At 69.6% G+C, this 24,989-nt stretch carries 22 protein-coding genes and 1 pseudogene; 17 read left to right on the top strand and 6 right to left on the bottom strand.

Annotated features, from left to right (window positions below; genetic code table 11):
* Positions 1-147: 147 nt before the first annotated feature.
* From urtA to ureG, 12 genes and pseudogenes are all read left to right on the top strand, one after another.
* Positions 148-1,446, top strand: coding sequence for an urea ABC transporter substrate-binding protein (gene urtA / locus Bsp3421_RS16405; RefSeq protein WP_274001623.1), 1,299 nt, complete (start codon positions 148-150; stop codon positions 1,444-1,446).
* A gap of 58 nt (positions 1,447-1,504) precedes the next feature.
* Complete coding sequence (urtB, locus tag Bsp3421_RS16400; RefSeq protein ID WP_274001621.1) at positions 1,505-3,127, top strand: urea ABC transporter permease subunit UrtB; 1,623 nt, start codon at positions 1,505-1,507, stop codon at positions 3,125-3,127.
* A gap of 1 nt (position 3,128) precedes the next feature.
* Complete coding sequence (gene urtC / locus Bsp3421_RS16395) at positions 3,129-4,310, top strand: urea ABC transporter permease subunit UrtC (RefSeq protein WP_274001618.1); 1,182 nt, start codon at positions 3,129-3,131, stop codon at positions 4,308-4,310.
* Positions 4,307-5,155, top strand: a complete 849-nt coding sequence (urtD, locus tag Bsp3421_RS16390; protein WP_274001616.1) for an urea ABC transporter ATP-binding protein UrtD — start codon at positions 4,307-4,309, stop codon at positions 5,153-5,155. The genes urtC and urtD overlap by 4 nt, the downstream gene beginning before the upstream one ends.
* A 4-nt stretch (positions 5,156-5,159) precedes the next feature.
* Entirely contained in the window at positions 5,160-5,852 is a 693-nt protein-coding gene (urtE, locus tag Bsp3421_RS16385; protein WP_274001615.1) for an urea ABC transporter ATP-binding subunit UrtE, read from the top strand.
* Positions 5,853-5,996: 144 nt separating this feature from the next.
* Positions 5,997-6,865: pseudogene (locus Bsp3421_RS16380) on the top strand (urease accessory protein UreD).
* Between the two features lie 224 nt (positions 6,866-7,089).
* Complete coding sequence (locus tag Bsp3421_RS16375; protein WP_274001612.1) at positions 7,090-7,392, top strand: urease subunit gamma; 303 nt, start codon at positions 7,090-7,092, stop codon at positions 7,390-7,392.
* Positions 7,393-7,438: 46 nt separating this feature from the next.
* Positions 7,439-7,744 (top strand): urease subunit beta, encoded by a 306-nt coding sequence (locus Bsp3421_RS16370; protein ID WP_274001610.1) that lies wholly within the window; start codon positions 7,439-7,441, stop codon positions 7,742-7,744.
* Positions 7,745-7,777: 33 nt separating this feature from the next.
* Entirely contained in the window at positions 7,778-9,484 is a 1,707-nt protein-coding gene (gene ureC / locus Bsp3421_RS16365) for an urease subunit alpha (protein ID WP_274001608.1), read from the top strand.
* A 17-nt stretch (positions 9,485-9,501) separates the two neighbouring features.
* On the top strand, positions 9,502-10,131 hold the full coding sequence (ureE, locus tag Bsp3421_RS16360; RefSeq protein WP_274001606.1) for an urease accessory protein UreE: 630 nt from the start codon (positions 9,502-9,504) through the stop codon (positions 10,129-10,131).
* On the top strand, positions 10,118-10,798 hold the full coding sequence (locus tag Bsp3421_RS16355) for an urease accessory protein UreF (RefSeq protein ID WP_274001603.1): 681 nt from the start codon (positions 10,118-10,120) through the stop codon (positions 10,796-10,798). Before ureE ends, Bsp3421_RS16355 begins: the two co-directional genes overlap by 14 nt.
* A gap of 10 nt (positions 10,799-10,808) precedes the next feature.
* Positions 10,809-11,459 (top strand): urease accessory protein UreG, encoded by a 651-nt coding sequence (gene ureG, locus Bsp3421_RS16350; RefSeq protein WP_274001602.1) that lies wholly within the window; start codon positions 10,809-10,811, stop codon positions 11,457-11,459.
* Positions 11,460-11,484: 25 nt separating this feature from the next.
* Here the strand turns inward: ureG and waaA are convergent, their stop codons facing one another.
* The 4 genes from waaA to Bsp3421_RS16330 all read right to left on the bottom strand — a co-directional run bounded on the left by waaA (position 11,485) and on the right by Bsp3421_RS16330 (position 16,302).
* Positions 11,485-12,810, bottom strand: a complete 1,326-nt coding sequence (gene waaA / locus Bsp3421_RS16345; protein WP_274001600.1) for a lipid IV(A) 3-deoxy-D-manno-octulosonic acid transferase — start codon at positions 12,808-12,810, stop codon at positions 11,485-11,487.
* Between the two features lie 31 nt (positions 12,811-12,841).
* On the bottom strand, positions 12,842-13,726 hold the full coding sequence (locus Bsp3421_RS16340; protein WP_274001598.1) for a Kdo hydroxylase family protein: 885 nt from the start codon (positions 13,724-13,726) through the stop codon (positions 12,842-12,844).
* A gap of 15 nt (positions 13,727-13,741) precedes the next feature.
* On the bottom strand, positions 13,742-14,737 hold the full coding sequence (waaC, locus tag Bsp3421_RS16335; protein WP_274001597.1) for a lipopolysaccharide heptosyltransferase I: 996 nt from the start codon (positions 14,735-14,737) through the stop codon (positions 13,742-13,744).
* Positions 14,738-14,907: 170 nt separating this feature from the next.
* Positions 14,908-16,302 carry a phosphomannomutase/phosphoglucomutase gene (locus Bsp3421_RS16330; RefSeq protein ID WP_274001596.1) on the bottom strand — a complete coding sequence of 465 codons (1,395 nt, stop codon included), beginning with the start codon at positions 16,300-16,302 and terminating at the stop codon, positions 14,908-14,910.
* 137 nt (positions 16,303-16,439) lie between these two features.
* Here Bsp3421_RS16330 and Bsp3421_RS16325 point away from each other — a divergent pair, with 137 nt between their 5' ends.
* The 5 genes from Bsp3421_RS16325 to Bsp3421_RS16305 are packed head-to-tail and all read left to right on the top strand — an operon-like array spanning position 16,440 to position 21,945.
* Positions 16,440-17,783 (top strand): lipopolysaccharide biosynthesis protein, encoded by a 1,344-nt coding sequence (locus Bsp3421_RS16325; RefSeq protein WP_274001594.1) that lies wholly within the window; start codon positions 16,440-16,442, stop codon positions 17,781-17,783.
* Positions 17,780-18,607: a glycosyltransferase gene (locus Bsp3421_RS16320; RefSeq protein WP_274001591.1), complete on the top strand. Its 828-nt coding sequence runs from the start codon at positions 17,780-17,782 to the stop codon at positions 18,605-18,607. Before Bsp3421_RS16325 ends, Bsp3421_RS16320 begins: the two co-directional genes overlap by 4 nt.
* A 31-nt stretch (positions 18,608-18,638) precedes the next feature.
* Complete coding sequence (locus Bsp3421_RS16315; protein WP_274001590.1) at positions 18,639-19,775, top strand: glycosyltransferase family 4 protein; 1,137 nt, start codon at positions 18,639-18,641, stop codon at positions 19,773-19,775.
* Positions 19,776-19,788: 13 nt separating this feature from the next.
* On the top strand, positions 19,789-20,811 hold the full coding sequence (gene galE, locus Bsp3421_RS16310; RefSeq protein WP_274001587.1) for a UDP-glucose 4-epimerase GalE: 1,023 nt from the start codon (positions 19,789-19,791) through the stop codon (positions 20,809-20,811).
* A 27-nt stretch (positions 20,812-20,838) separates the two neighbouring features.
* Positions 20,839-21,945: an MraY family glycosyltransferase gene (locus tag Bsp3421_RS16305; RefSeq protein WP_274001584.1), complete on the top strand. Its 1,107-nt coding sequence runs from the start codon at positions 20,839-20,841 to the stop codon at positions 21,943-21,945.
* A gap of 128 nt (positions 21,946-22,073) precedes the next feature.
* Here the strand turns inward: Bsp3421_RS16305 and Bsp3421_RS16300 are convergent, their stop codons facing one another.
* Together Bsp3421_RS16300 and Bsp3421_RS16295 are read right to left on the bottom strand one after the other, a co-directional pair.
* Complete coding sequence (locus Bsp3421_RS16300) at positions 22,074-23,954, bottom strand: polysaccharide biosynthesis protein (protein WP_274001583.1); 1,881 nt, start codon at positions 23,952-23,954, stop codon at positions 22,074-22,076.
* Positions 23,955-23,966: 12 nt separating this feature from the next.
* On the bottom strand, positions 23,967-24,983 hold the full coding sequence (locus Bsp3421_RS16295) for an MraY family glycosyltransferase (protein WP_274001581.1): 1,017 nt from the start codon (positions 24,981-24,983) through the stop codon (positions 23,967-23,969).
* Between the last annotated feature and the right edge of the window lie 6 nt (positions 24,984-24,989).

Raw genomic sequence — 24,989 nt, 5'->3', positions numbered from 1 at the left:
CGCACGCCGCCCGCCGATCTTCGCGCGGCCCCCGTCCCCGCACGCGCCGCGCCCCGCGGCGGGCGATCTGGCACATGCCTTGCGTAGTGCTGAGCGTTGCGCGTCCGTTACGGTGCGCGACCCAGCCAACACGTCAAGGGGAACCCGATGAAACGCCGCAGTCTGTTGAAATTCGGCTCGATGGCGGGCGCGCTCGCGCTCGTGAACCGCCTCCCGCTCGCCCACGCCGCGGACGCGGGCGGTCCGATCAAGATCGGCATCCTGCACTCGCTGTCGGGCACGATGGCGATCTCCGAGACGTCGCTGAAGGACACCGCGCTGATGACGATCGCCGAGATCAACCAGGGCGGCGGCGTGCTCGGCCGGCAGTTGCAGCCGGTGGTCGTCGATCCCGCATCGAACTGGCCGCTGTTCGCGGAAAAAGCGCGCCAGCTGCTCACCCGGGACAAGGTCGCGTGCGTGTTCGGCTGCTGGACCTCGGTGTCGCGCAAGTCGGTGCTGCCGGTGTTCGAGGAGCTGAACGGGCTGCTCTACTACCCGGTGCAGTACGAAGGCGAGGAGATGTCGCGCAACGTGTTCTACACGGGCGCCGCGCCGAACCAGCAGGCGCTGCCGGCCGTCGAGTACATGATGAGCGCCGAGGGCGGCGGCGCGAAGCGCTTCTTCCTGCTCGGCACCGACTACGTCTATCCGCGCACGACCAACAAGATCCTGCGCGCGTTCCTGAAATCGAAGGGCGTGAAGGACGCCGACATTCAGGAGGTCTACACGCCCTTCGGTCACAGCGATTACCAGACCATCGTCGCGAACATCAAGACCTTCGCGCAGGGCGGCAAGACCACCGTGATCTCGACCATCAACGGCGACTCGAACGTGCCGTTCTACAAGGAACTCGGCAACCAGGGGCTGAAGGCGACCGACGTGCCGGTGGTCGCCTTCTCGGTCGGCGAGGAGGAGCTGCGCGGCATCGATGCGAAGCCGCTGGTCGGCCACCTCGCCGCCTGGAACTACTTCATGTCGGTGCGCAATCCGACCAACACGAAGTTCAAGTCGCGGTTCGCCGCGTGGGTGCAGTCGCAGAACCTGCCCGGCGGCGCGAAGCGCGTGACCAACGATCCGATGGAAGCGACCTATGTCGGCATCCATCTGTGGAAGCAGGCCGTCGAGAAGGCGAAGAGCACCGACGTCGACAAGGTGCGCGCCGCGATGATCGGCCAGAGCTTCGCCGCCCCGTCGGGCTTCACGCTGACGATGGACGGCAACCATCACCTGCACAAGCCCGTGATGATCGGCGAGATCCGCGGCGACGGCCAATTCAACGTCGTGTGGCGCACCAAGACCGCGCTGCGCGCGCAGCCGTGGAGCCCGTACATCGCGGGCAACCAGGGCAAGCCCGACGTGGTCGCCTCGATCCCCGCGTTCCTGCGCCGCGCCCGCGTCGCCTGACGCCCCGCTCGCGCGCGGCCCGGCCGCGCGCGCCCTCCGAGTTCGCCAGGAAACCCTGATGCCGATGCTCTCTTCCCGCGTCGTCCGCGCGTGCGCCGCGCTCGCGACGCTCCTCGCGCTCGCCGCGGCCGTGCCCGCGCACGCGCTCACGGCGGCCGACGCCGCCGCGCTTGCCGGCGACGATTTCGATGCGAAGGCCGTCGCGGTCGATCATCTGGCCGCCGCCGGCGACCCGGCCGCCGTCGCGCTGCTGCACGCGCTCGCCGACGGCGACGCGCTCGCGACCGACGACGGCCGCCTGCTGATCCAGCAAGGCGACGCCGCGCGCGACGCGCTCACGCAAGCCGCCGTCGCGGCGGGCAACGCGCAGCCCGTGCTGCTCAACAACCTGTTGCGCTCCAAGCTCGCGAACGCGCTCGCGGCGCTCGATCTCGGCTCGCCCGATCCCGCCGCGCGGCGCAGCGCGCTCGACGCATTGCTGAAGAATCCCGACCCGTCGTTGAAGCCGCTGATCGACGCGGCCCGCGCGCGCGAAACCGATCCCGCGCTCAAGCGCCGCCTCGATGCGCTGTGGGCGATCGCCGCGCTGCATGACCCCGATCCCGCGAAGCGGCTCGCAGCGGTGCAGCTCGTCGCCGCCCGCCATGATCTCGACATGATCGAGCAGTTGCGCCCGCTCGTCGCGAAGCGCGCCGACGGCGGCTGGGCGGAACCCGACGCCGCCGTGCGCGCCGCCGCGCAGCAAGGCCTCGACGCCCTGCACGCGATCCAGCGCCGCGGCGAGATCGTCGGCACGCTGTTCGCCGGGCTGTCGCTCGGCAGCGTGCTGCTGCTCGCGGCGCTCGGCCTCGCCATCACCTACGGCCTGATCGGCGTGATCAACATGGCGCACGGCGAATTCCTGATGATCGGCGCCTACGCGACCTACGTCGTGCAGACGCTCGTGCAACGCTACCTGCCCGGCGCGTTCGACTGGTATCCGCTGCTCGCCGTGCCCGCGTCGTTCTGCGCCGCGGCGGCGGTCGGCATCGTGCTCGAACGCACGGTGCTGCGCCACCTGTACGGCCGCCCGCTCGAAACGCTGCTCGCGACCTTCGGCGTGAGCCTGATCCTGATCCAGGCGACCCGCATGCTGTTCGGCGCGCAGAACGTGCAGGTCGAGAATCCCGCGTGGATGAGCGGCGGCGTCACCGTGATGCAGAACGTGATCCTGCCGTACAACCGGCTCGCGATCCTCGCGTTCGCGCTGCTCGTGGTCGGCATCGCATGGGCCGTGCTGAACCGCACCCGGCTCGGCCTGTTCGTGCGCGCGGTCACGCAGAACCGGCGCATGGCCGCCTGCGTCGGCGTGCGCACCGCACGCGTCGACGCCTATGCGTTCGCGTTCGGCGCGGGCATCGCGGGCCTCGGCGGCTGCGCGCTGTCGCAGGTCGGCAATGTCGGCCCGGATCTCGGCCAGGGCTACATCATCGATTCGTTCATGGCCGTCGTGCTGGGCGGCGTCGGCCAGCTCGCCGGCACCGTGCTCGGCGGCTTCGGGCTCGGGCTCGCGAGCAAGGCGATCGAACCGTTCTGGGGCGCCGTGCTCGCGAAGATCATCGTGCTCGCGATGATCGTGCTGTTCATCCAGAAGCGGCCGCAAGGCCTGTTCGCCCTGAAGGGGCGCAGCGCGGAGGCCTGACATGACATCGCTCACCTCATCCCTGTCCGGCACGCGCGATGCGCCCGCGCCGCCCGCCGGCGCCGCCGCCGACGGCTTCGCGCTCGGCCTGCCGCCGCGCCCCGCGCTGCTGTCCCCGCGCGCGTGGCGCGCGCTCGTCGCGCTGTGCCTCGCGGTCGGCGTCGGCGTGCCGCTCGCCGCGCTGGTGGCGCCGGAAACCAGCGCGCTCCATCTGTCCGCGTATGCGATGACGCTGGCCGGCAAGCTCATGTGCTACGCGATCGCGGCGCTCGCGCTCGATCTCGTGTGGGGCTACTGCGGAATCCTGAGCCTCGGCCACGGGCTCTTCTTCGCGCTCGGCGGCTACGCGATCGGCATGTACCTGATGCGCGCGATCGGCCGCGACGGCAAGTACGGCAGTGACCTGCCCGACTTCATGGTGTTCCTCGACTGGCACCAGTTGCCGTGGTACTGGAGCGGCACCGGCCATCTCGCCTACGCGCTGCTGCTGGTGATCGCCGCGCCCGCGCTCGTCGCCTGGGTGTTCGGCTACTTCACGTTCCGCTCGCGCGTGAAGGGCGTCTACCTGTCGATCATCACGCAGGCGCTGACCTTCGCCGCGATGCTGCTGTTCTATCGCAACGAGACCGGCTTCGGCGGCAACAACGGCTTCACCGACTTCAAGCGCATCGCGGGCTTCGCGATCACCTCGCCCGGCACCCGCACCGCGCTGTTCCTGCTGACCTTCGCGACCCTCGTGCTGGCCTTCGTCGGCGCGCGCGCGATCGTCACGAGCAAGCTCGGGCGGGTCGTCACCGCGGTGCGCGACGGCGAGACGCGGCTCATGTTCCTCGGCTACAGCCCGCTCGCCTACAAGCTGTTCGTGTGGACCGTATCCGCCGTGCTGTGCGGCATCGCGGGCGCGCTGTACGTGCCGCAGGTCGGCATCATCAACCCCGGCGAGATGTCGCCGGGCAATTCAATCGAGATGGCGATCTGGGTCGCGGTCGGCGGGCGCGGCACGCTGATCGGCCCGATCATCGGCGCGTTCGCGGTCAACGGCGCGAAGAGCGTGTTCACCGCGTATTTCGCCGAGTACTGGCTGCTGTTCCTCGGGCTCATCTTCGTGCTGGTGCCGCTGCTGCTGCCGCGCGGCATCATGGGCCTGCTCGATTCGATGCGCCGCCAGGGAGATCGCTCATGAACGCAGCCCACGCCCCTGCGGGCGAGCCCGACCTGCGCGCCGTCAGCGGCAGCGCCTCGCTCGCGCGGCCGGTCACGCCCGGCGCGATCGACACCTCGCACGGCACGATCCTGTATCTCGACGACGTCGAGGTGAGCTTCGACGGCTTCCGCGCGCTGAACAAGCTGTCGCTCTCGATCGACGCGGGCGAGCTGCGCTGCGTGATCGGGCCGAACGGCGCGGGCAAGACGACGATGATGGACGTCATCACCGGCAAGACCCGCCCCGACGCCGGCAAGGTGTTCCTCGGCCAGACCCTCGACCTGACCCGGCTCAACGAGCCGGAGATCGCGCGCGTGGGAATCGGCCGCAAGTTCCAGAAGCCGACCGTGTTCGAGCAGCATCCGGTGTGGGAAAACCTCGAATTGGCGATGCAGACCGACAAGCGCTGGTTCGCGTCGCTGCGCGCGCGGCTCGATCGCGCGGCACAGGCGCGCATCGAGGAGACGCTCGCGCTGATCCGCCTCGAAGACAGCGCCTATCGGCTCGCGGGCGAGCTGTCGCACGGCCAGAAGCAGCGGCTCGAGATCGGCATGCTGCTGATGCAGCGTCCGGCGCTGCTGCTGCTCGACGAGCCGGCGGCCGGCATGACCGACCACGAGACGATGGCGCTCGCCGAGCTGCTGAACACACTGCGCGGCAGCTGCTCGATGATGGTGGTCGAGCACGACATGGAATTCGTCGCCGCGCTCGCGGGCGAGACGGGCCGCGTGACGGTGATGGCCGAGGGCGCGGTGCTCGCGCAGGGCACGCTCGACCAGGTCAAGCGCGACGAAACGGTGATCGAGTCTTATCTGGGACGATGAAGCGATGCTGACGATCGAAGGTCTCAACCAGTACTACGGCGGCAGCCATATCCTGCGCAACGTGGGCCTGTCGGCGCGCGCGGGCGAGCTGACCGTGCTGCTCGGCCGCAACGGCGTCGGCAAGACCACGCTGCTGCGCTGCCTGATGGGCGTGGTGCCCGCGCAGAGCGGCCGCATCGCATGGCGCGAGCGCGCGCTCGGCGCGCTGCCGCCTTATGCGCGCGTCGGGGCGGGCCTCGCCTACGTGCCGCAGGGCCGCGACATCTTTCCGCGGCTGACCGTCGAGGAAAACCTGCTGGTCGGCGCGGCGAGCCGCAAGGCGCCCGCGCGGATCCCCGAACGCATCTATCGCCTGTTCCCGGTGCTGAAGGACATGCGCGCGCGCCGCGGCGGCGACCTGTCGGGCGGCCAGCAACAGCAGCTCGCGATCGGCCGCGCGCTGATGAGCGAGCCGGAGCTGCTGATCCTCGACGAACCGACCGAGGGCATCCAGCCGTCGATCATCCAGGACATCGGCCGCACGCTGCGGCAGCTGGTCGAGGAAGCGGGGATGACGGTGCTGCTGGTCGAGCAGTATTACGATTTCGCACGGGCGATCGCGGACCACTACTGGGTGATGAGCCGGGGCGAGATCGTCGCGGGCGGCGCGGGCCGCGATATGGAGGCGCATGGCGTGCGCGAGTTGATCGCGGTGTGAGCGGTGTCGGCGGTGTTGACCCGGGCCGATCCGCCGCGCGCCGACCGCACCGGATACGCCGCGTGCGACTCGCCGCGCAAAGCCCTCGTGCCGAACCGCCGCGCATCCTGTAGCATGGGCGCGCCGTTTGTCCCGATTGCGCCGATGTCCGCCCACGATCCCCACCCGCCCGCCCCGCCTCCGCCAAGTCGTGGCGCGCCCGCCTCGAACTCGGTTTCGAGCGGCGCGGCGCGCGCACGACCCTCACGCACCGGCTGCACGACGGCCCGCTGCGCGTGCAGCGCGCGCTCTACCCGGAAGGCGAGGCCGTCTGCCATGCGGTGATCGTGCATCCGCCCGGCGGCGTCGCGGGCGGCGACCGCCTCGACGTGCGGATCCGGCTCGGCGACGACGCGCACGCGGTGCTGACCACGCCCGGCGCGACCAAGTGGTACAAGTCGAACGATCTCGACGCGCGCCAGCGCATCGCGCTCGACGTCGGCGCGCGCGCGAAGCTCGACTGGCTGCCGCAGAACAACCTGTTCTTCGATGCCACGCACGCGTCGCTCGAATTCACGCTGCGTCTCGGTGCGGGCGCGAGCGCGCTCGGCTGGGACGTGTCGCAGCTCGGCAGGCAGGCGGCCGGCGAAACCTGGCGCGCGGGGCGGATCGCTTCCTACGCGCGCTTCGCGGGCGCCGACGGCGCCGCGCTGTGGGTCGAGCGCGCCCACCTGCAGGCCGACGACCCGCTGCGCGACGCGCTGCAAGGGCTCGACGGCTTCCCCGTGTACGGCACGCTGTGGGCGCTCGGCGACGCCTGCGACGCGGCGCTCGCCGAAGCGCTCGCGCCCGCCCTGCCGTTCGACGCCGCGCTGCGCGCCGGCGCGACCTGCGTGACGCCCGGCGTCGTGATCGTGCGCGCGCTCGCGCATTCGACCGAAGCGCTCCAGCAGCTGTTCACGCAGTTGTGGATGCAACTGCGTCCGCGCGTGCACGGCGTCGACGCGATGCCGCTGCGACTGTGGCAAACCTGAAATCCGCACCACGCTGACGCACCTCCGGGCCGCACCGCGCCAACGCGGTGCGGCCGGGCACCGCCGCGACGCGCAACCGCGCCGAAATCCGGCATGGCATGTCCCTTGCTGATACACGTGATCTGTCATGTGCCGCGACGCCGCATGCGGTGCTACGATAGCCGCGCGCGATCGAGACGGTTGCGCGCGCAAATATATTACGTTTTCCTGATAATCGATCTTTCATGAAGCTGACGCCCCGCGAAAAGGACAAGCTGTTGATCTTCACCGCCGCGCTGCTCGCGGAGCGTCGCCGGGCGCGCGGGCTGAAGCTCAACTATCCGGAGGCGGTCGCGTTCATCACCGCCGCGCTGATGGAAGCGGCGCGCGACGGCAGGACCGTCGCGGAAGTCATGCACTACGGCACCACGCTCCTGAACCGCGACGACGTGATGGACGGCGTGCCGGAGATGATTCCCGACATCCAGGTCGAAGCGACCTTTCCCGACGGCACGAAGCTCGTCACCGTCCACCATCCGATTCCGTGAAGGCCGCCATGCGTGACCGTTGTCCCCCCGCCGCCGTGGAGGCCGCATGATTCCGGGCGAAATCCTGACCGACCCCGGCGAGCACGAACTCAACGTGGGCCGCCACACGATCGTGCTGACGGTGGCGAACGCCGGCGACCGGCCCGTGCAGGTCGGCTCCCACTATCACTTCCACGAAGTCAACGATGCGCTGGCGTTCGATCGCGCGGCCGCGCGCGGCTTCCGGCTCAACATCGCGGCCGGCACGGCCGTGCGCTTCGAGCCGGGCCAGACGCGCACGGTCGAGCTGGTCGAGCTGGCCGGCGCGCGCATCGTGCACGGCTTTCAAGGCAAGGTGGCGGGGCCGCTGTAAGCGCCGCGCCCGCTCCTCCACGGAATTCCCACCATGACACTGCGCCTGAGCCGCCGCGCGTACGCGGAAATGTTCGGCCCGACCACGGGCGACCGCGTGCGCCTCGCGGATACCGAGCTGTTGATCGAGATCGAGCGCGACTGCACGATCTACGGCGAAGAAGTGAAATTCGGCGGCGGCAAGGTGATCCGCGACGGCATGGGCCAGTCGCAGCGCAACGCCGCCGAGGTCGCCGACACCGTGATCACCAACGCGGTGATCCTCGATCACTGGGGCATCGTGAAAGCGGACATCGCGCTGAAGGGCGGCCGGATCGCGGCGATCGGCAAGGCCGGCAATCCGGACATCCAGCCCGGCGTGACGATCGCGATCGGCGCGGCCACCGAGATCATCGCGGGCGAAGGCATGATCGTGACCGCGGGCGGCATCGATACGCACATCCACTTCATCTGCCCGCAGCAGATCGAGGAAGCGCTCGCCTCGGGCGTCACGACCATGCTGGGCGGCGGCACCGGCCCCGCGGCCGGCACCAACGCGACCACCTGCACGCCCGGGCCCTGGCACCTGGAGCGCATGCTGCAGGCGGCCGACGGCTGGCCGATCAATCTCGGCTTCCTCGGCAAGGGCAATGCAAGCCTCGCGCAGCCGCTCGTCGAGCAGATCGCGGCGGGCGCGATCGGCCTCAAGCTGCACGAGGACTGGGGCACCACGCCGGCCGCGATCGACACCTGCCTGTCGGTGGCCGACGACACCGACACCCAGGTCGCGATCCACACCGACACGCTCAACGAAGCCGGCTTCGTCGAATCGACGGTCGCGGCGTTCAAGGGCCGCACGATCCACACCTACCACACCGAGGGCGCGGGCGGCGGCCATGCGCCCGACATCCTCAAGGTGTGCGGCGAGCTGAACGTGCTGCCCTCGTCGACCAATCCGACCCGGCCCTACACGATCAACACGCTCGACGAGCATCTCGACATGCTGATGGTGTGCCACCACCTCGACCCGTCGATCGCCGAGGATCTCGCCTTCGCCGAATCGCGGATCCGCCGCGAGACGATCGCGGCCGAGGACATCCTGCACGACCTCGGCGCGCTGTCGATGGTGTCGTCGGATTCGCAGGCGATGGGACGGGTGGGCGAGGTGATCCTCCGCACCTGGCAGTCGGCGCACAAGATGAAGGTGCAGCGCGGCGCGCTGCCCGGGGACGGCGCGCGCAACGACAATTTCCGCGCCAAGCGCTACGTCGCGAAGTACACGATCAATCCGGCGCTCACGCACGGCATCGCGCACGAGGTCGGCTCGATCGAGCCCGGCAAGTGGGCGGATCTCGTGCTGTGGGAGCCCGCGTTCTTCGGCGTCAAGCCCGCGATGGTGCTCAAGGGCGGCATGATCGCGCTGGCCCAGATGGGCGACCCGAACGCGTCGATCCCGACGCCGCAGCCGGTCCACTACCGCGAGATGTTCGCCACGCGCGGCGGCGCGCTCGCGCGCACCTCGCTCACCTTCGTGTCGCAGCTCGCGGCGGACGCCGGCATCGCCGCGCGCTACGGGCTCGCGAAGCGCGTGGTGCCGGTGCGCGGCTGCCGCACCGTGACCAAGGCCGACATGATCCACAACGCATGGCGGCCGTCGATCAGCGTCGATCCCGAGACCTACGACGTGGTGGCCGACGGCCAGCTGCTGACCTGCGAACCCGCGACCGTGCTGCCGATGGCGCAGCGCTATTTCCTGTTCTGACGTTTCCGCTTCCGCCCATGCGCACGCTCGACAAACGCATCGCTCCGCACGTGAAACTCGCCGCCTCGCTCGTCGCGCGCGCGCCGGTGCTCACGCTCCCCTACGACGCGCGCTGCCGCAGCCGGCTCGCCGCGACCCTCGACGACGGCGAGGCGGTCGCGCTGCTGCTGCCGCGCGGCACCATCCTGCGCGACGGCGACGTGCTGGTCGCGGACGACGGCGGCCTCGTGCGCGTCGCGGCGGCCGCCGAGGCGGTGCTGCGCGTGCGCGCGCCGGACCCGCTCACGCTCACGCGCGCCGCGTACCACCTCGGCAACCGGCACACGCCCGTCGAGATCGGCGCGGACCGCCTGACGCTCGAATACGATCCGGTGCTGGCCGACATGCTCGCGCGGGTCGGTGCGACGGTCGAGCGGGTCGACGCGCCGTTCCATCCGGAGGCCGGCGCATACGGCGGCGGCCATCGCCACGGCCACGACGCGAGCTTCGCGGAGGACTATGCGCTCGCGCAGCAGGTGTTCGACGAACGCCACGGGCACTCGCACTCGCACTCGCACTCGCACTCGCACGACCACGACCACGACCACGACCACGACCACCAGCATGGCCCGTCGTGCTCGCATACGCACGGCCATGGACACCGCTGAACTGCTCGCGCTGCTGCATCTCGCCTCGCCGGCGCTGCCGATCGGCGCATTCAGCTATTCGCAGGGGCTGGAAGCCGCGCTCGACGCGCAGCTGATCCGCGACGCCGACAGCGCGCGCGACTGGATCGCGAGCGGCCTCGCGGACGTGCTCGCGCACGGCGAGCTGCCGTTCGTCGCGCACCAGCTCGCGCGCTGGCGCGAGCACGACGCGCCCGGGCTCGCGGCGGCCAACGAGGAGTTCGTCGCGAGCCGGGAGTCGTCGGAGCTGCGGCGCGAGACCGAACAGATGGGCTGGTCGCTCGCGCAGCTGTGCGCGTCGCTCGAATGGGGCGACGCGGCGCGCCGCGCGACGCTCGCCGCGCTCAGGCCGATCGCGCTGCCGACTGCGTTCGCGTTCGCGGCCGCCGCGCACGACGCGCGCGCCGACGCGACGCTGACCGCCTATGCCTTCGGCTGGATCGAGAACCAGACCGCCGCCGCCTTGAAGGCCGTGCCGCTCGGCCAGCTGGCCGGCCAGAAGATCCTGGTCGCGCTGCGCGCGCCGATCCGCGATGCCGTGGCGCGCGCGCTCGCCATCGCGCCCGACGCGCTCAACACCTTCGCGCCGCAGCTCGGCATCCTGTCCGCGCGTCACGAAGCGCAATACTCCCGGCTGTTCCGCTCCTGAGCCCACGATCATGAATGCATCCTCGCCCTCCTCCCCAGCCCGTCGCACCAAGAAGCTGCCGCCGCTGCGCGTCGGCATCGGCGGCCCGGTCGGCTCCGGCAAGACCACGCTGCTCGAAATGCTGTGCAAGGCGATGCGCGCGCAGTACGACCTCGTCGCGATCACCAACGACATCTACACGAAGGAAGACCAGCGCCTGCTGACCGTGGCGGGCGCGCTGCCCGAGGAACGGATCATGGGGGTCGAGACGGGCGGCTGCCCGCACACGGCGATCCGCGAGGACGCGTCGATCAACCTGGAAGCCGTGGAACGCATGCTCGCGCGCTTCCCCGACGCGGACATCGTGTTCATCGAATCGGGCGGCGACAACCTGGCCGCGACCTTCAGCCCCGAGCTGTCGGACCTGACGATCTACGTGATCGACGTCGCGGGCGGCGAGAAGATCCCGCGCAAGGGCGGCCCCGGCATCACCAAGTCGGACCTGCTCGTGATCAACAAGACCGATCTCGCGCCGATGGTCGGCGCGAGCCTCGAGGTCATGGCCGCGGATACGGAGAAGATGCGCGCCGCGCGCCCTTACGTGATGACCAATCTGAAGACGCTCGACGGCGTGGCCGAGGTGGTCGCGTTCATCGAGCGGCGCGGCCTGCTGCGGCTGTAGCCGGCAGGCCGCGCGCGTCGAACGCTTACGCGGGATCGGGCAGGCGCGCGAGCAGCACGTCGAGCGTGCGCGCGGTCGCGCCGCGATGGCGCGCGGCGAACGCGGCGGCCGCCGCGCCCATCGCGACGCGCCGGGCGCGATCGGCGAACAGCGCGTCGAGCGCGCGCGCGAGATCCGCGGGATCGCGCACCTGCTCGGCCGCGCCGGCCGCGACGGCGTCGGCCGTGGCCTGCGTGAAATTGAACACGTGCGGCCCGATCAGCACCGGCACGCCGACCGCGCAGGCCTCGATCAGGTTCTGGCCGCCGAGCGGCAGCAAGCTGCCGCCGATGAACGCGACGTCGGACGCCGCGTAGTACGCACCCAGCTCGCCCATCGAATCGCCGAGCAGCACCGCGACGTCGGCCGGCAGCGCGGCGGGCGCCACGCGCTCGGACGCCGCCGGCGCCGCGCCGGGCGCCCACGCGGAGCGGCGCGCGCAGCTGAGGCCGCAGCGCTCGACCAGCGCCGCCACCTCGTCGAAACGCTGCGGATGACGCGGCACGAGGATCAGCAGCGCACCCGGCGTCGCGAGCGCCGCGAACGCCTGCAGCACCAGCGCTTCCTCGCCTTCCCGCGTGCTCGCCGCGACCCACACCGGCCGCGCGCCGATCGCGGCGCGCCAGGCGCGCCCGCGCGCCGCCAGTTCGGGCGGCGTCGTCATGTCGAATTTCAGGTTGCCGAGCACCGCGACCTGGCGCGCGCCCAGCGCGCTCAGGCGCTCCGCGTCAGCCGGGCTCTGCGCGAGCACCCGCGCGAAGCCGCCGAACACGTCGCGCGCCGCCGCGCCGAAGCGCGCGGCGCGCCGGTACGAGCGCGCCGACATCCGCGCATTGGTCAGCACGAGCGGCACGTCCGCGCGACGGCATTCGTCGATCAGCGTCGGCCACACCTCGGTCTCCATCACGAGGCCGAGCGCCGGCCGCCACGCGCGCAGGAACCGGCGCACCAGGTGCGGCATGTCGTACGGCAGATAGCAGCGCAGCACGCGCGCGCCGAACAGCTGTTCGCCCGTCGCGCGGCCGCCGGGCGTCATGTGGGTCAGCAGGATCTTCGCGTCGGGCCGCGCGGCCAGCAGGGCCTCGACGAGCGGCTGCGCGGCGCGCGTTTCGCCGACCGACACCGCATGAATCCAGATCAGCGGCGCGGCGTCGTCCGGGCCGCGCGCGGCCAGCGCATGCGCGTCGCGACGGCCGAAGCGCTCGGCGATGTGCTCGCGATAGCCGCGCTCGCGCCGCGAACGCACCCACAGCCGCAGCACGGCGAGCGGCGCGACGATCCACCACAAAGCGCGATAGATCGCCCTCAGCATCGCGAGCCCGCCCGCATCGAGAGGCGCGCGCTCAAACCAGCGCCCTGCCTTGCAGGCGCTCGAGGATGCCGAGCGGCGCGCACTCGGGGCGCGCCATCGCCTCGACGGGCAGGAAGAAGGTCTGCTCCATCATGAATTGTCCGGACATCACCGCGTGCGAGGTCTGGTCGGAGAAGCAGATCCACACGCTGCCGGGCGGGAACGGCATGGTTTCCTGCGCGCTGTCGCGCTGGTAGTCGAGATCGGCCTTCATGCGGTCATGCAGGTTCAGCATCAGGTGGTCGTACGCGCTGCGCTTCGACTTCGTCACGTGCAGCAGGTCGAACAGCCACGCGGCGCCCGGCAGCTGCGGCCTGATGTGCGGCAAAAAGCGCCGCGCGACCGCCTCGAACGGCTCGCCGACCCGCCACACGCGCGGCGCGCCGGCCGGATTCACGTTGGTGAACACGCGCAGGATCCGCTCGCCGTAGTTCGGCCGCGACGGGAACGCGTCGACGTGGAGCCGGCTGTCGTCCTTGCGCCAGGACGTCTGGCGGGTCTCGACCTGCATCAGGCGCAGGCTCGTCGGCGCGACGCGCAGCCGGCCGCGATACTCGGGAAAGAGGCCGTCGACGAGCGAGCCCGCCTGCTGCTGGAAGCGCGCGACGAGCGCGCGCACCGCCGACTGCATGACGCTGTCGCCGAGCACGCCCGCGAGCGCGCCGCCGTTCGGCGCGAGGCTGATGTTCTTGCGCTTCGGGTCCGCGAGCGCGGGATCGAGCAGCGCTTCCTCGCCGCCTTCGATCGCGAAGCGCAGGTTCGGAAAGTACAGCACCTTGCCGGTCTCGACCGCGGCGAGCAGCTGCTCGCGCGGCACGGAAAGATTGCGCCCGCTCCAATCCGCGGACGCCACTTCGATGATCTGGGATTCGCTCATGATCGCCTGGGTGAATTACAGGAGGCCGAATGCCTCGAGCGCGGCCTGGACCTGCGCCAGCGACGCCGGCTGGCCGGCCGTGCCGAGATTGACGACGTTGGGCGACCAGTAGCCGCCGGTGCGCCAGGCCGTGGCGAAATTGTACAGTTCGACGGTCGGCCGCTTCAGCGCGGCGGCAATGTGAACCAGACCTGTGTCAACCCCGACGGTCGCGGCCGCGCCGTCGATCAGGCCCACCACCGCGGGCAGCGACAGGCGCGGCGGCACGATCGCGGCCGCGCCGAAGCCCGCCGCGAGCCGCTCGCTCGTGATCCGCTCGGCCTCGTTGCCCCACGGCAGCACGAGCGACGCGCCGCGCCGCACCAGCGCCTGGCCCAGCTCGCGCCACGCGGCGTCCGGCCACTGCTTGTCGGCGCGCGAGGTCGCATGCACGAACACCACGTAGGGCACCGGCAGGTTCAGGTCGAGCGCCGCCAGCGCGCGCGCCGCCGCGCCCGTGTCGAGGCCGAACGCGATCGGATCGGTGGGCGCGGGCGCCGGATCGCCGAGCGCGGCCGCGGCCAGCTGGCGCGAGCGCTCGACCACGTGGGTGCGCGGCGCGATCGGCACGCGCCGGTCGTAGAAGAAGCGCACCGGCCACTCGTAGCCCGCGCCGTCGGTCCGGTTGCCGAGCCCGACGAGCGGGCCGCGCGCCCAGCTCGCGATCCACGCGGTCTTGATCAGGCCCTGGCAATCGATCACGAGATCGTAGTGCTCCTCGGCGAGCCGGCGCCGGAACGCGCCGATCTCGCGCCAGGTCGCGCCCGAGCCGAGCCGCTTGCGCCAGCGGCGCAGCGAGAACGGCAGGACGTTGCGCACGCCGTCGACGAGCCGCACGAGGTCGGCGAAGCTTTCCTCGACGAGCCAGTCGATTTGCGCATCGGGATGCCGGCGCCGGATATCGGCGATCACCGGCATGTTGTGCACGACGTCGCCCAGCGACGACACCCGCACGATCAGAATCTTTTGCACGCTGAAAAAAAGCCGGCGAACGGCCGGCAGGGGCAGAAAGGGGGGATTTTATCGCGATGCGGCCCGGAGAACGGCAAAAAGCGGCGCGCGCTCGCGCGCCGCGCCGCTTTCGGGGCCGAACTTGCGCCCGCGCAACCGGCGCGGGCCGCCGGGCGCACGCCCGGCTTCGCTCAGAACGGCAGCTGCGCGTCCGGCTTGGCGGCCGTCAGCGCGGCGCGGAACGCCGCCTTGATGCGCTCGATTCCGGCCTCGCTGGTCGCCTCGAAGCGCAGCACGACGACGGGCGTCGTGTTCGACGAGCGCGCGAGCCCGAAGCCGTCGGGGTACTCGACGCGCAGGCCGTCGATCGTCACGATCTCGTCCGCGCCGTCGAAGCGCGCATTCGCGCGCAGCGCGTCGATCAGCTTCACGTTCTCGCCTTCCTCGAGCTTCAGTTGCAGCTCGGGCGTCGAGATCGAATTGGGCAGGCCGTTCAGCAGCGCGCTCGGATCGGCGACGCGCGCGAGGATCTCGAGCAGCCGCGCGCCGGTATAGAGGCCGTCGTCGAAGCCATACCAGCGGTCCTTGAAGAACACGTGGCCGCTCATTTCGCCCGCGAGCGGCGCGCCCGTCTCGCGCAGCTTCGCCTTCACGAGCGAGTGGCCGGTCTTCCACATCAGCGGCTCGCCGCCCTTCTCGCGCACCCATTGCGCGAGATTGCGCGTGCACTTCACGTCGTAGATGATCTGCGCGCCCGGGTTGCGCGACAGCACTTCCTCGGCGAACAGCATCAGCTGGCGGTCCGGATAGATGATCTGGCCGTCCTTCGTGACGACGCCCAGGCGGTCGCCGTCGCCGTCGAACGCGAAGCCGATCTCCGCATCGGTCTCGCGCAGCGCGCGGATCACGTCCTGCAGGTTCTCCGGGTGCGCCGGATCCGGGTGGTGGTTCGGGAAATGGCCGTCGATCTCGGTGAACAGCTCGACCACCTCGCAGCCGAGCGCCTTGAACAGGCGCGGCGCGAGCTGGCCCGCGACGCCGTTGCCGGTGTCGACGACGAGCTTGAGCGGACGCGCGAGCTTGATGTCGCCGACGATGCGCTCGAGGTAGGCGTCGGCCAGGTCGCATTGCTCGTAGCTGCCGCTGCCCGACGCGAAATCGTTCGCGACGATGCGCCGGTACAGCGCCTGGATCTGCTCGCCGTAGATCGCCGCGCCACGCAGCACCATCTTGAAGCCGTTGTAATCGGGCGGGTTGTGGCTGCCCGTGACGACGATGCAGGAGTCGATGCGGCGCTCGCCGCCCGCGAGCGCGAGCGGCACGCTCGCGCCGAAATAGCCGACGGGGGTCGGCACCATGCCGACGTCGACCACGTCGACGCCCGCGGCGCGCAGGCCGTCGGCCAGCGCACCGATGAGATCCGGCCCGGACAGGCGTCCGTCGCGGGCCACCACGACCGCGTCGCCGCCCTGGGCGCGCACTTCGCTGCCGAATGCGAGGCCGATCGACCGGGCGACGCCCACGTCGAGCGTCTTGCCGATCACGCCCCGAATGTCATACGCCTTGAAAATGGATTGCGAAATCATCGATTCACTCTCTGTCGTGCATGTAAAAATCTGGCCGCCGCGCCGGCCGGCGCGGGCCGGATCAGGTGAGGAACGGGCCCGATCCCACTTATAATGGCCGGTTTCAGAAACGCGGATCGCGCCATTCTAATGCCTGGATGCTTCAATGCAGCAAAGTCGCGCGCAAAAGCGGCCGGCGCGGTCATCTTGCGTACATTCCCGCCCCGTCACCGATGCTGAAACCCCTGCTCGCGCGCATCGCCAACCCCGACGTCGCCAAGGCCGTCGCCAATCTGGTCTGGCTGGGCCTCGAACGGCTCACGCAGATCGGCGTCGCGATCGCGATCAGCGGCCTGCTCGCGCGCTATTTCGGGCCGGACGTGTTCGGCAAGTGGCAGTACGCGAACACGCTGCTGCTGGTGCTCGCGCCGCTCACCTGGGTCTGCGGCGCGGAAATCCTCGTGCCGACCATCGTCCAGCGCCCGCCCGCGCAGCTCGGCGCGGTGCTCGGCAGCGCGTTCGCGCTGCGCTTCGTGGTGTCGGTCGCGGCGCTCGCGCTGACCTGGGCCGGCATCGCGGCGGGGCTCGTCGATCCGCTCGTCGGCGCGATGCTGGCCGGCCTCGCGGTGACGATGGTGCTGCGCGAGCCGTTCGTCGGCGTGATCAACGCGTGGCTGCAGAGCATGACCTACAGCAAGCCGCAGCTGCTCGCGAGCATGGCCGCCGCGCTCGCCAAGGCGCTGCTGGTGTGGCTGCTGGTGCGGGCCGCCGCCGCGCCCGCGCGGTTCGGCTGGCTGTGGGCGCTCGAGGCCGCCGCGATCGGCGCGGCGCTGCTGCTCTACTACCGGCGCCGCCATGGCGGCAGGCTCGGCTGGCGCCTCGACCGCCCGCTGTTCCGCCACTTCGCGACCGCGGGCACGGTGTTCTGGCTCGGCCTCATCTGCATGTACCTGTTCCTGAAGCTCGACCGGCTGATGCTCGAGCGCCACGTGTCGTTCGCCGAGCTGGGCCGCTACGCGGCCGCGCAGCAACTGAACGAAAATTGGATCACGCTAGCGCTGATGCTCGCGCAGACCCTCGCGCCCGCGTTCGTGTACCGGGTCCAGGATCTCGCGCGCCTGCGCCGCAACGTGTGGCGGCTGATCGCCATGACGGCCGCGCTGATGGCCGCGGGCGCGCTCGTGCTCGACCTGCTCGCCGGCGTGATCATCGGCCGCGTGTTCGGGCCCGGCTACGAAACCTCGGTCGAGATCTTCCGCTGGGCCGTGTGGCTGTCCGTCCCGGCCGGCATCGAGGCGATCGGCAATCTCATCGTGCTCAAGTACCAGGCGAAATTCGTGCTGCTGACCAAATGGCTGCTCGCGCTCGCGTGCGCCGCGCTCGTCAACCTCGTCGCGATTCCCCGGCTCGGCCTGTACGGCGCGCTGGTCGGCCTCGCCGCCGGCTACCTGGCGGCGGCGGCCGTCAATTTCCACTACATCCGTTTCAAGCTGCGCCCATGACGCCCACCTCCTCCCCGCGCGCCGCGCTCGATGACGTCGCCGTGCTGATGCCCGTCTACAACGGAGGCGACGACGTCGCGCGCACGCTCGCCTCGTTCCGCGAGGACGCGCGCGTCCACGTCCTGATCGTCGACGACGGCAGCACGCCGCCGATCGTCGCGCCGACACTGCCGGGCCTCGTCGTCGAGGTGCTGCGGATGCCGCGCAACGTCGGCATCGAGCGCGCGCTCGCGGCGGGCATCGACGCGCTCGCCGCGCGCGGCTTCCGCTACGCGGCGCGCATCGACGCGGGCGACCTCGCCGCGCCGGGCCGGCTCGCCAGGCAGTTCGCGTATCTCGAGGCGAACCCGCGGGTCGCGGGCCTCGGCATGTGGACCCAGGTGGTGAGCCGCGACGGCCGGCCGCTGTTCATGCTCACGCCGCCCGCCGAGCCCGCCGCGCTGCGCCGCACGCGCTTCTTCCGCTCGCCGTTCGTGCATCCGTCGATGATGCTGCGGATCGACGCCGTGCGCGCGGTCGGCAACTATCGCGCGCACTATCGCGCGGCCGAGGATCTCGATCTGTTTTTGAGACTGATGGCGCGCTACGATTGCGCCAACCTGCCGGAGCTCGGGCTGTACTATGAGCTGAACGAGGGCGGGATCAGCGCGACGAAGCGGCGGCGCCAGGTCGGCTCGACGCTCGCGTTGCTGCTGCGCCATTTCAACCCGCTCAACCCGTACGACTGGGCCGGGCTCGCGAAGAACCTGCTGCACTTCGTGACCCCGTACCGGATGCTGCAGCGGATCAAGCGCGCGCTGTTCGGCGCGAACCGCTCCGCCTGATGCGCGCCCCGATTTTTTTGCGAATTTTTTCATGAGCCTTGCCACGCCATTGCGCATCGTCCTCGTCTGCAATACCGCCTGGGCGATCCACACCTACCGCCACGGGCTGCTGCGGATGCTCGTCGCGCGCGGCGCGCAGGTGACCGTGCTCGCGCCGCGCGACCGCACGGTCGAGCCGCTGATCGCGATGGGCTGCCGTTACCTGGAGCTGCCCGTCGCCTCGAAAGGCACCGATCCGCGCCAGGACCTGCGCACGCTCGCCGCGCTGTACCGGCACTACCGGGCGATCCGGCCGCACCTCGTGTTCCACTACACGATCAAGCCGAACATCTACGGCTCGATCGCCGCGTGGCTCGCGCGCGTGCCGTCGATCGCGGTGACCACCGGGCTCGGCTACGTGTTCATCCAGCCGAGCCGCGCGGCCCAGGTCGCGAAGCGGCTGTACCGGTTCGCGTTCCGGTTCCCGCGCGAGGTCTGGTTCCTGAACCGCGACGACCTCGCCACCTTCGAGCGCGAACGGCTGCTCGCCCATCCGGCGCGCGCGCGGCTCCTGCATGGCGAAGGCGTCGATCTCGAACAGTTCGCGCCCGCGCCGCTGCCCGCCGGCGACGCGCCCGTGTTCATCCTGATCGGCCGCCTGCTGTGGGACAAAGGCGTGCGCGAATACGTCGAGGCGGCCCGCATCGTGCGCGCACGCGAACCGCGCGCGCGCTTCCAGCTGCTCGGGCCGCTCGGCGTCGACAATCCGAGCGCCATCGGCCGGGCGGACGTGGACGCGTGGGTCGGCGAAGGCGTGATCGAATATCTCGGCGAGGCGCACGACGTGCGGCCGCATATCGCGGCGGCCGACTGCGTGGTGCTGCCGTCGTACCGCGAAGGCGTGCCGCGCACGCTGATGGAAGCGTCGGCGATGGGCCGCCCGATCGTCGCCACCGACGTACCCGGCTGCCGCGACGTGGTCGACGACGGCGTGACGGGCCTGCTGTGCGCGGTGCGCGACAGCGCGAGCCTCGCCGGCCAGCTGGAACGGATGCTGTCGATGGACCCCGCCGCGCGACGCGCGATGGGGGAACGAGGCCGGCGCAAGGTCGCCGACGAGTTCGACGAGGCGCGCGTCGTCGCGCGCTACCAGGATACGATCCGCGCCCAGACGGGCGCCTCACTCTGAGGAACTCAGAAAAATGAACGCACAAGGCACGATACTCGTCACGGGCGGGGCGGGCTACATCGGCTCGCACACCGTGGTCGAACTGCTCGAACACGGCTACGACGTCGTGATCGCCGACAACCTCGTCAACAGCAAGCGCGCGGCGCTCGAACGGATCGCCGCGATCACGGGCAAGACGCCCGCGTTCTATCCGATCGACGTCTGCGACGAAGCCGCGCTCGCGCGCGTGTTCGACGCGCACCCGATCCGCGCGGCGATCCACTTCGCGGCGCTCAAGGCCGTCGGCGAATCGGTCGCGAAGCCGCTCGACTACTACCGCAACAACCTCGACAGCCTGCTCGCGCTGCTCAAGGTCATGCACGCGCGCGACGTCCGGCACATGGTGTTCAGCTCGTCGGCGACCGTCTACGGCGTGCCCGAGCGCTCGCCGATCGACGAGCAGGCGCCGCTGTCGGCCACCAATCCGTACGGGCAGACCAAGCTGATGGCCGAGCAGATCCTGCGCGACGCGGAGCGCGCCGACCCGAGCTGGCGAATCGCGACGCTGCGCTATTTCAACCCGGTCGGCGCGCACGCGAGCGGGTTGATCGGCGAGGATCCGGCCGGCATCCCGAACAACCTGATGCCGTACGTCGCGCAGGTCGCGGTCGGCAAGCTCGAACGGCTGCGCGTGTTCGGCAGCGACTACCCGACGCATGACGGCACCGGCGTGCGCGACTACATCCATGTGGTCGACCTCGCGCGCGGGCACCTCGCCGCGCTCGACGCGCTCGTCGCGCGCGACGCGAGCTTCGTCGTCAACCTCGGCACCGGGCAGGGCTACAGCGTGCTCGACGTGGTGCGCGCGTTCGAGCAGGCATCCGGCCGGCCGGTGCCCTACGAACTGGTCGCGCGCCGCCCCGGCGACGTCGCCGAGTGCTACGCGAACCCGGCCGCCGCGGCCGAACTGCTCGGCTGGCGCGCCGAATTCGGCATCGAGCGCATGTGCGCCGACCATTGGCGCTGGCAGGAAAACAACCCGCTGGGTTTTGTATAATCCGCTGTCCCTCTTCCGAGCGCATCCATGCTCAGCTTCGCCGCCGGTTTCCTCGCTTCCCTGCTCGTCACGCTGCTCGTCATCCGCTACGCGCACCTGCACGAGAAATTCTCGATCGACGGCGATCTCGCCGGCGTGCAGAAATTCCACGTCCGGCCCGTGCCGCGGGTCGGCGGGATCGGCATCGTGCTAGGCCTCACGGTCGGCGCGTTGCTGCTGTCGCGCCGCTATCCGGCGGTCGCGGGCAGTATCTTCGGGCTGGCCGCCTGCGGCGCGCCGGCCTTCGCCTCGGGGCTCGTCGAGGACCTGACCAAGAAGGTCTCGCCGCTCGCGCGGCTCATCTGCACGATGGCCGCGGCCGCGCTCGCGTTCGGACTGCTCGGCATCGCGATCACCCGGATCAGCGTGCCGCCGCTCGACTTCGTGCTCGGCTATGTCGCGATCTCCGCGGTCGTCACCGTGCTCGCGGTCGCGGCGCTCGCGAACGCGATCAACATCATCGACGGCTTCAACGGGCTCGCCTCGATGGTGGCGTTCATGATGTTCGCCTCGCTCGCCTACGTCGCGTTCCAGGTCGGCGACCCGGTCGTGCTGTCCGGCTCGCTGATCATGATGGGCGCGATCATGGGCTTTTTCATCTGGAACTTCCCGGCGGGGCTGATCTTCCTCGGCGACGGCGGCGCCTACTTCATCGGCTTCATGCTCGCGGAACTCGCGATCCTGCTCGTGATGCGGCATCGCGAGGTGTCGGCCTGGTATCCGGTGCTGCTGTTCATGTATCCGATCTTCGAGACCTGCTTCTCGATCTACCGGAAGAAATTCATCCGCGGGATCTCGCCCGGCATTCCGGACGGCGTGCACCTGCACATGCTGGTGTACAAGCGGCTGATGCGGTGGGCGGTGGGAACCAAGCATGCGCACGACCTGACGCGCCGGAATTCGCTGACATCGCCGTATCTGTGGCTGTTGTGCCTCGTGGCCGTGATTCCTGCGACGCTGTTTTGGCGACACACGGCCCACCTGTTCACGTTCGTCGTGCTGTTCGCGCTCACCTATGTGTGGCTTTATGTGAGTATCGTGCGGTTCAAGGTGCCGCGATGGATGGTGGTGCGAAAGACGCGGCGCAAGCCTTGAAATGGCGCTCGCCGCGCCCGCCGGCTCAATCGGATTGCGGTCGCGCGGTGCGCCGTCGAACCGGACGCGGCTGATTCTTCCGCAGCCAAGTGCGAGGCGGCCCTACCGTCATCGCGACGAGCCGCGTGTCAACGGCTCGATGCCGAGCGCGTCGGCACGCTCTGCAATACCGGCGCGGCAACCGACTGGTATTCCGGCACCCAGCGCCGCAAATCGCGGCGAACCTCATCGTCGCCGAGCACACGATGCTGCATCAGCCACGGCAGCAGTTCGGCGAGCAGGTCACCGGGTACCTCGCGCGCGCGCGCGATCCTCAGTTTCGGGTGCGGCGTGCGCGTCGTCGTCTCGTCGTCAGCGAGCAATTCCTCGTAGAGCTTCTCGCCCGGCCGCAGGCCAGTGAACTCGATGCGAATCTGCTCTTCTGAGAAACCGCACAGGCGGATCAGGTCGCGCGCGAGGTCGACAATCTTCACGGGCTGTCCCATGTCGAGGATGAAGATCTCGCCGCCCCGGCCCATGCTCGATGCCTGCAACACCAGTTGCGAAGCCTCCGGGATCGTCATGAAGAAACGCGTGATCTCCGGATGTGTGACCGTCACCGGCCCCCCTTTCGCGATCTGCTCCTGGAATTTCGGGATCACGCTGCCCGCGCTGCCGAGTACGTTACCGAACCGCACCGTCTCGAACTGCGTGCGCTCGCTCGTCTGCTGCAGCGCCTGGCACGCCATTTCCGCGAGGCGCTTGCTTGCGCCCATCACATTGGTCGGGTTGACGGCCTTGTCGGTCGAGATCAGTACGAAATGGCGCACATCATGCCGGATCGCCGCGCGCGCGACACGGTACGTGCCGAGCACATTGTTGCGCAGCGCCTGCCACGCATTGTGCTCTTCCATCAACGGCACGTGCTTGTACGCGGCGGCGTGGAACACAATGTGCGGCGCGTGGCGCGACATCACCTGATCGAGCAGCAGCGAATCCTTCGCATCGCCGATGATCGGCACAACCGGCTGCTCCGGGAAGCGCTCGTGCAACTCTTCGGTCAGCCGGTACATCGCGTACTCGGACAAGTCGAACGCGATCAGTTGTGCAGGGGCGAAACGCAGGATCTGCCGGCACAATTCAGACCCGATCGACCCGCCCGCTCCCGTGATCATCACGACGCGACCGCGCAGCAACGCCTCGACGTGCGGCGTATCGATCGTGACGGCCTCGCGGCCGAGCAGGTCCTCGAGATCGATATGACGCACTTGCGACAGGAAGCCCTGGCCCGGCATCAATGTCGTCAGCGACGGCAGCACCAGCGCCTTCACCCTGGCGCGCACACAAAGGGTCACGACACGGCGCTGGACTTCGACCGTGGCCGACGGGATCGCGATGATTGCGTATTCGATCTTCGACGCCTCGGTCCAGTAGGCCAGGTCGTCGATCGCCCCGAGCACCTTGTAGCCGTACACCTCGCGACCGTGCTTCGTGACATCGTCGTCGAGCAACCCGACGAGGCGCCACTCGCCCGAGCGCGACAACTCGCGCGCGAGGTTCGCACCGGCCGTACCCGCGCCGAGCACAAGTACGGGCTTGCCCTGCCCGACGAGGCCGCCGTACAGGTAAAACTCCTTGGTCGCACGATACAGCGCGCGCGCGCCGCCCATAAACAGGAACAGCATCAACGGGAAGACAAGCAGAACGGAACGCGGAATGATCGGCGTCGGCTGAAACATTACCGCGCCGATCATCACGATCATCCCGCCGCCCGCGAGCGCCTTCGAAATGCGCATCAGGTCGGGCAAGCTCGCAAATACCCACAGGCCGCGATACAGGCCGAACACGTGGAACATCAACGCATAGACAGGGAGCACCCAGACGAGCGCTGTCAGCGCGCCGCTTACAAAGTCAGGCGGGATGCTGCCATTGAATCGCACCAGGTACGCCAACAACCACGCAGCCGCCACGGCCAGAAAATCGAACAGAAAAGCGCTCAATGACAGCCATGATGCTTTGGATCGCAACATCGGCGAGAGACCTCAAGAATTGATACCGGTGGGGGGTTGGACCTTGCTCCAACGTATGTCGATCAAGACCCCGATGCAGGCAAGAGCCCCATACCAGCCGATGCAAAACAGCCATTGCACCCGTTCAGCACGACCCAACACCCACAGTGCAAGCATTATGCCTACGAGCATGGTGAGGTACCAGTAGATGGCAGTACGGCAATGACTCATGCCTGTACGCACCATCCGTTGATAATAATGCTCCCGATGCGCCTGCCAAAACTTTTCGCCCCGAAGCAATCGTTTCAAGAGTGTTACCGATGCATCAGCAATGAAGGGTGCGAACACCATGCCGGGAAACCACAATGGCCAGATCGCGTCGCGCCACCCCCAGTAGCCAAGCGCCCCCGCCATGAAACCGAGTGGAATCGAGCCGGCATCGCCAAGGAAAAGCCGCGCCGGATGGAAATTCAGCAGGAGAAAGCCCAGGGCCGCGCCCGCAACGGCCGCGCCGGCGATCACGAGATCCGGAGCCGGCTTCGCGCCGCTCAGCGCCGCCACCGCATAGGCCCCGAACCCGAACAGCGCCATCCCGCCAGCAAGACCATCCGCGCCATCCATGAAATTATAGAGATTGGTCAGCCACACCATCACAAAACCGATTCCGGCAACCAGCCACCAAGGCGCATCGGCCCGGTAGCCGATCAACAACACGGCCACCGCCACGAGGTGCGCGGCGAACCGCAGCGGCGCGGGTAACCCGCGCCGGTCGTCGATCTGCGACACCGCGGCAAGCATCGCCGCGGCAAGCGCGATCAGCCACATCCCGGGAGCCAGGCCCAGCAGTGCGGCGACGAACACCGGTACGATACCCCAGCCGCCAACGCGCGGCGTCGGGCACGTATGCAACGAACGCTCGTTCGGAATGTCGGTTGCGAGCCGCCATGCGAGCCCGCTGGCAAGCAGGACGCGCAGGATCGCTGTCGAAGCGACGGCTGCGGTTAACGCTACCGCGAGCGCCCCCAGCCACGTAGTCGTTGCAAATTGCATGAGGCC

This window comes from Burkholderia sp. FERM BP-3421 (assembly GCF_028657905.1).
Lineage (GTDB): Bacteria > Pseudomonadota > Gammaproteobacteria > Burkholderiales > Burkholderiaceae > Burkholderia.
Note: the sequence above shows the minus strand (reverse complement) of the source record. Positions and strands in the feature narration are given on the sequence as shown.

Coding starts and splice junctions, on each gene's coding strand:
- Bsp3421_RS16305 (WP_274001584.1), top strand. CDS start 20,839: ATGCTCAGCTTCGCCGCCGGTTTCCTCGCTTCCCTGCTCGTCACGCTG.
- ureG (WP_274001602.1), top strand. CDS start 10,809: ATGAATGCATCCTCGCCCTCCTCCCCAGCCCGTCGCACCAAGAAGCTG.
- urtC (WP_274001618.1), top strand. CDS start 3,129: ATGACATCGCTCACCTCATCCCTGTCCGGCACGCGCGATGCGCCCGCG.
- Bsp3421_RS16340 (WP_274001598.1), bottom strand. CDS start 13,726: ATGAGCGAATCCCAGATCATCGAAGTGGCGTCCGCGGATTGGAGCGGG.
- Bsp3421_RS16370 (WP_274001610.1), top strand. CDS start 7,439: ATGATTCCGGGCGAAATCCTGACCGACCCCGGCGAGCACGAACTCAAC.
- urtE (WP_274001615.1), top strand. CDS start 5,160: ATGCTGACGATCGAAGGTCTCAACCAGTACTACGGCGGCAGCCATATC.
- Bsp3421_RS16330 (WP_274001596.1), bottom strand. CDS start 16,302: ATGATTTCGCAATCCATTTTCAAGGCGTATGACATTCGGGGCGTGATC.
- ureC (WP_274001608.1), top strand. CDS start 7,778: ATGACACTGCGCCTGAGCCGCCGCGCGTACGCGGAAATGTTCGGCCCG.
- galE (WP_274001587.1), top strand. CDS start 19,789: ATGAACGCACAAGGCACGATACTCGTCACGGGCGGGGCGGGCTACATC.
- Bsp3421_RS16325 (WP_274001594.1), top strand. CDS start 16,440: ATGCTTCAATGCAGCAAAGTCGCGCGCAAAAGCGGCCGGCGCGGTCAT.
- Bsp3421_RS16320 (WP_274001591.1), top strand. CDS start 17,780: ATGACGCCCACCTCCTCCCCGCGCGCCGCGCTCGATGACGTCGCCGTG.
- Bsp3421_RS16300 (WP_274001583.1), bottom strand. CDS start 23,954: ATGTTGCGATCCAAAGCATCATGGCTGTCATTGAGCGCTTTTCTGTTC.
- urtD (WP_274001616.1), top strand. CDS start 4,307: ATGAACGCAGCCCACGCCCCTGCGGGCGAGCCCGACCTGCGCGCCGTC.
- Bsp3421_RS16295 (WP_274001581.1), bottom strand. CDS start 24,983: ATGCAATTTGCAACGACTACGTGGCTGGGGGCGCTCGCGGTAGCGTTA.
- ureE (WP_274001606.1), top strand. CDS start 9,502: ATGCGCACGCTCGACAAACGCATCGCTCCGCACGTGAAACTCGCCGCC.
- Bsp3421_RS16375 (WP_274001612.1), top strand. CDS start 7,090: ATGAAGCTGACGCCCCGCGAAAAGGACAAGCTGTTGATCTTCACCGCC.
- Bsp3421_RS16355 (WP_274001603.1), top strand. CDS start 10,118: ATGGACACCGCTGAACTGCTCGCGCTGCTGCATCTCGCCTCGCCGGCG.
- waaA (WP_274001600.1), bottom strand. CDS start 12,810: ATGCTGAGGGCGATCTATCGCGCTTTGTGGTGGATCGTCGCGCCGCTC.
- urtA (WP_274001623.1), top strand. CDS start 148: ATGAAACGCCGCAGTCTGTTGAAATTCGGCTCGATGGCGGGCGCGCTC.
- Bsp3421_RS16315 (WP_274001590.1), top strand. CDS start 18,639: ATGAGCCTTGCCACGCCATTGCGCATCGTCCTCGTCTGCAATACCGCC.
- urtB (WP_274001621.1), top strand. CDS start 1,505: ATGCCGATGCTCTCTTCCCGCGTCGTCCGCGCGTGCGCCGCGCTCGCG.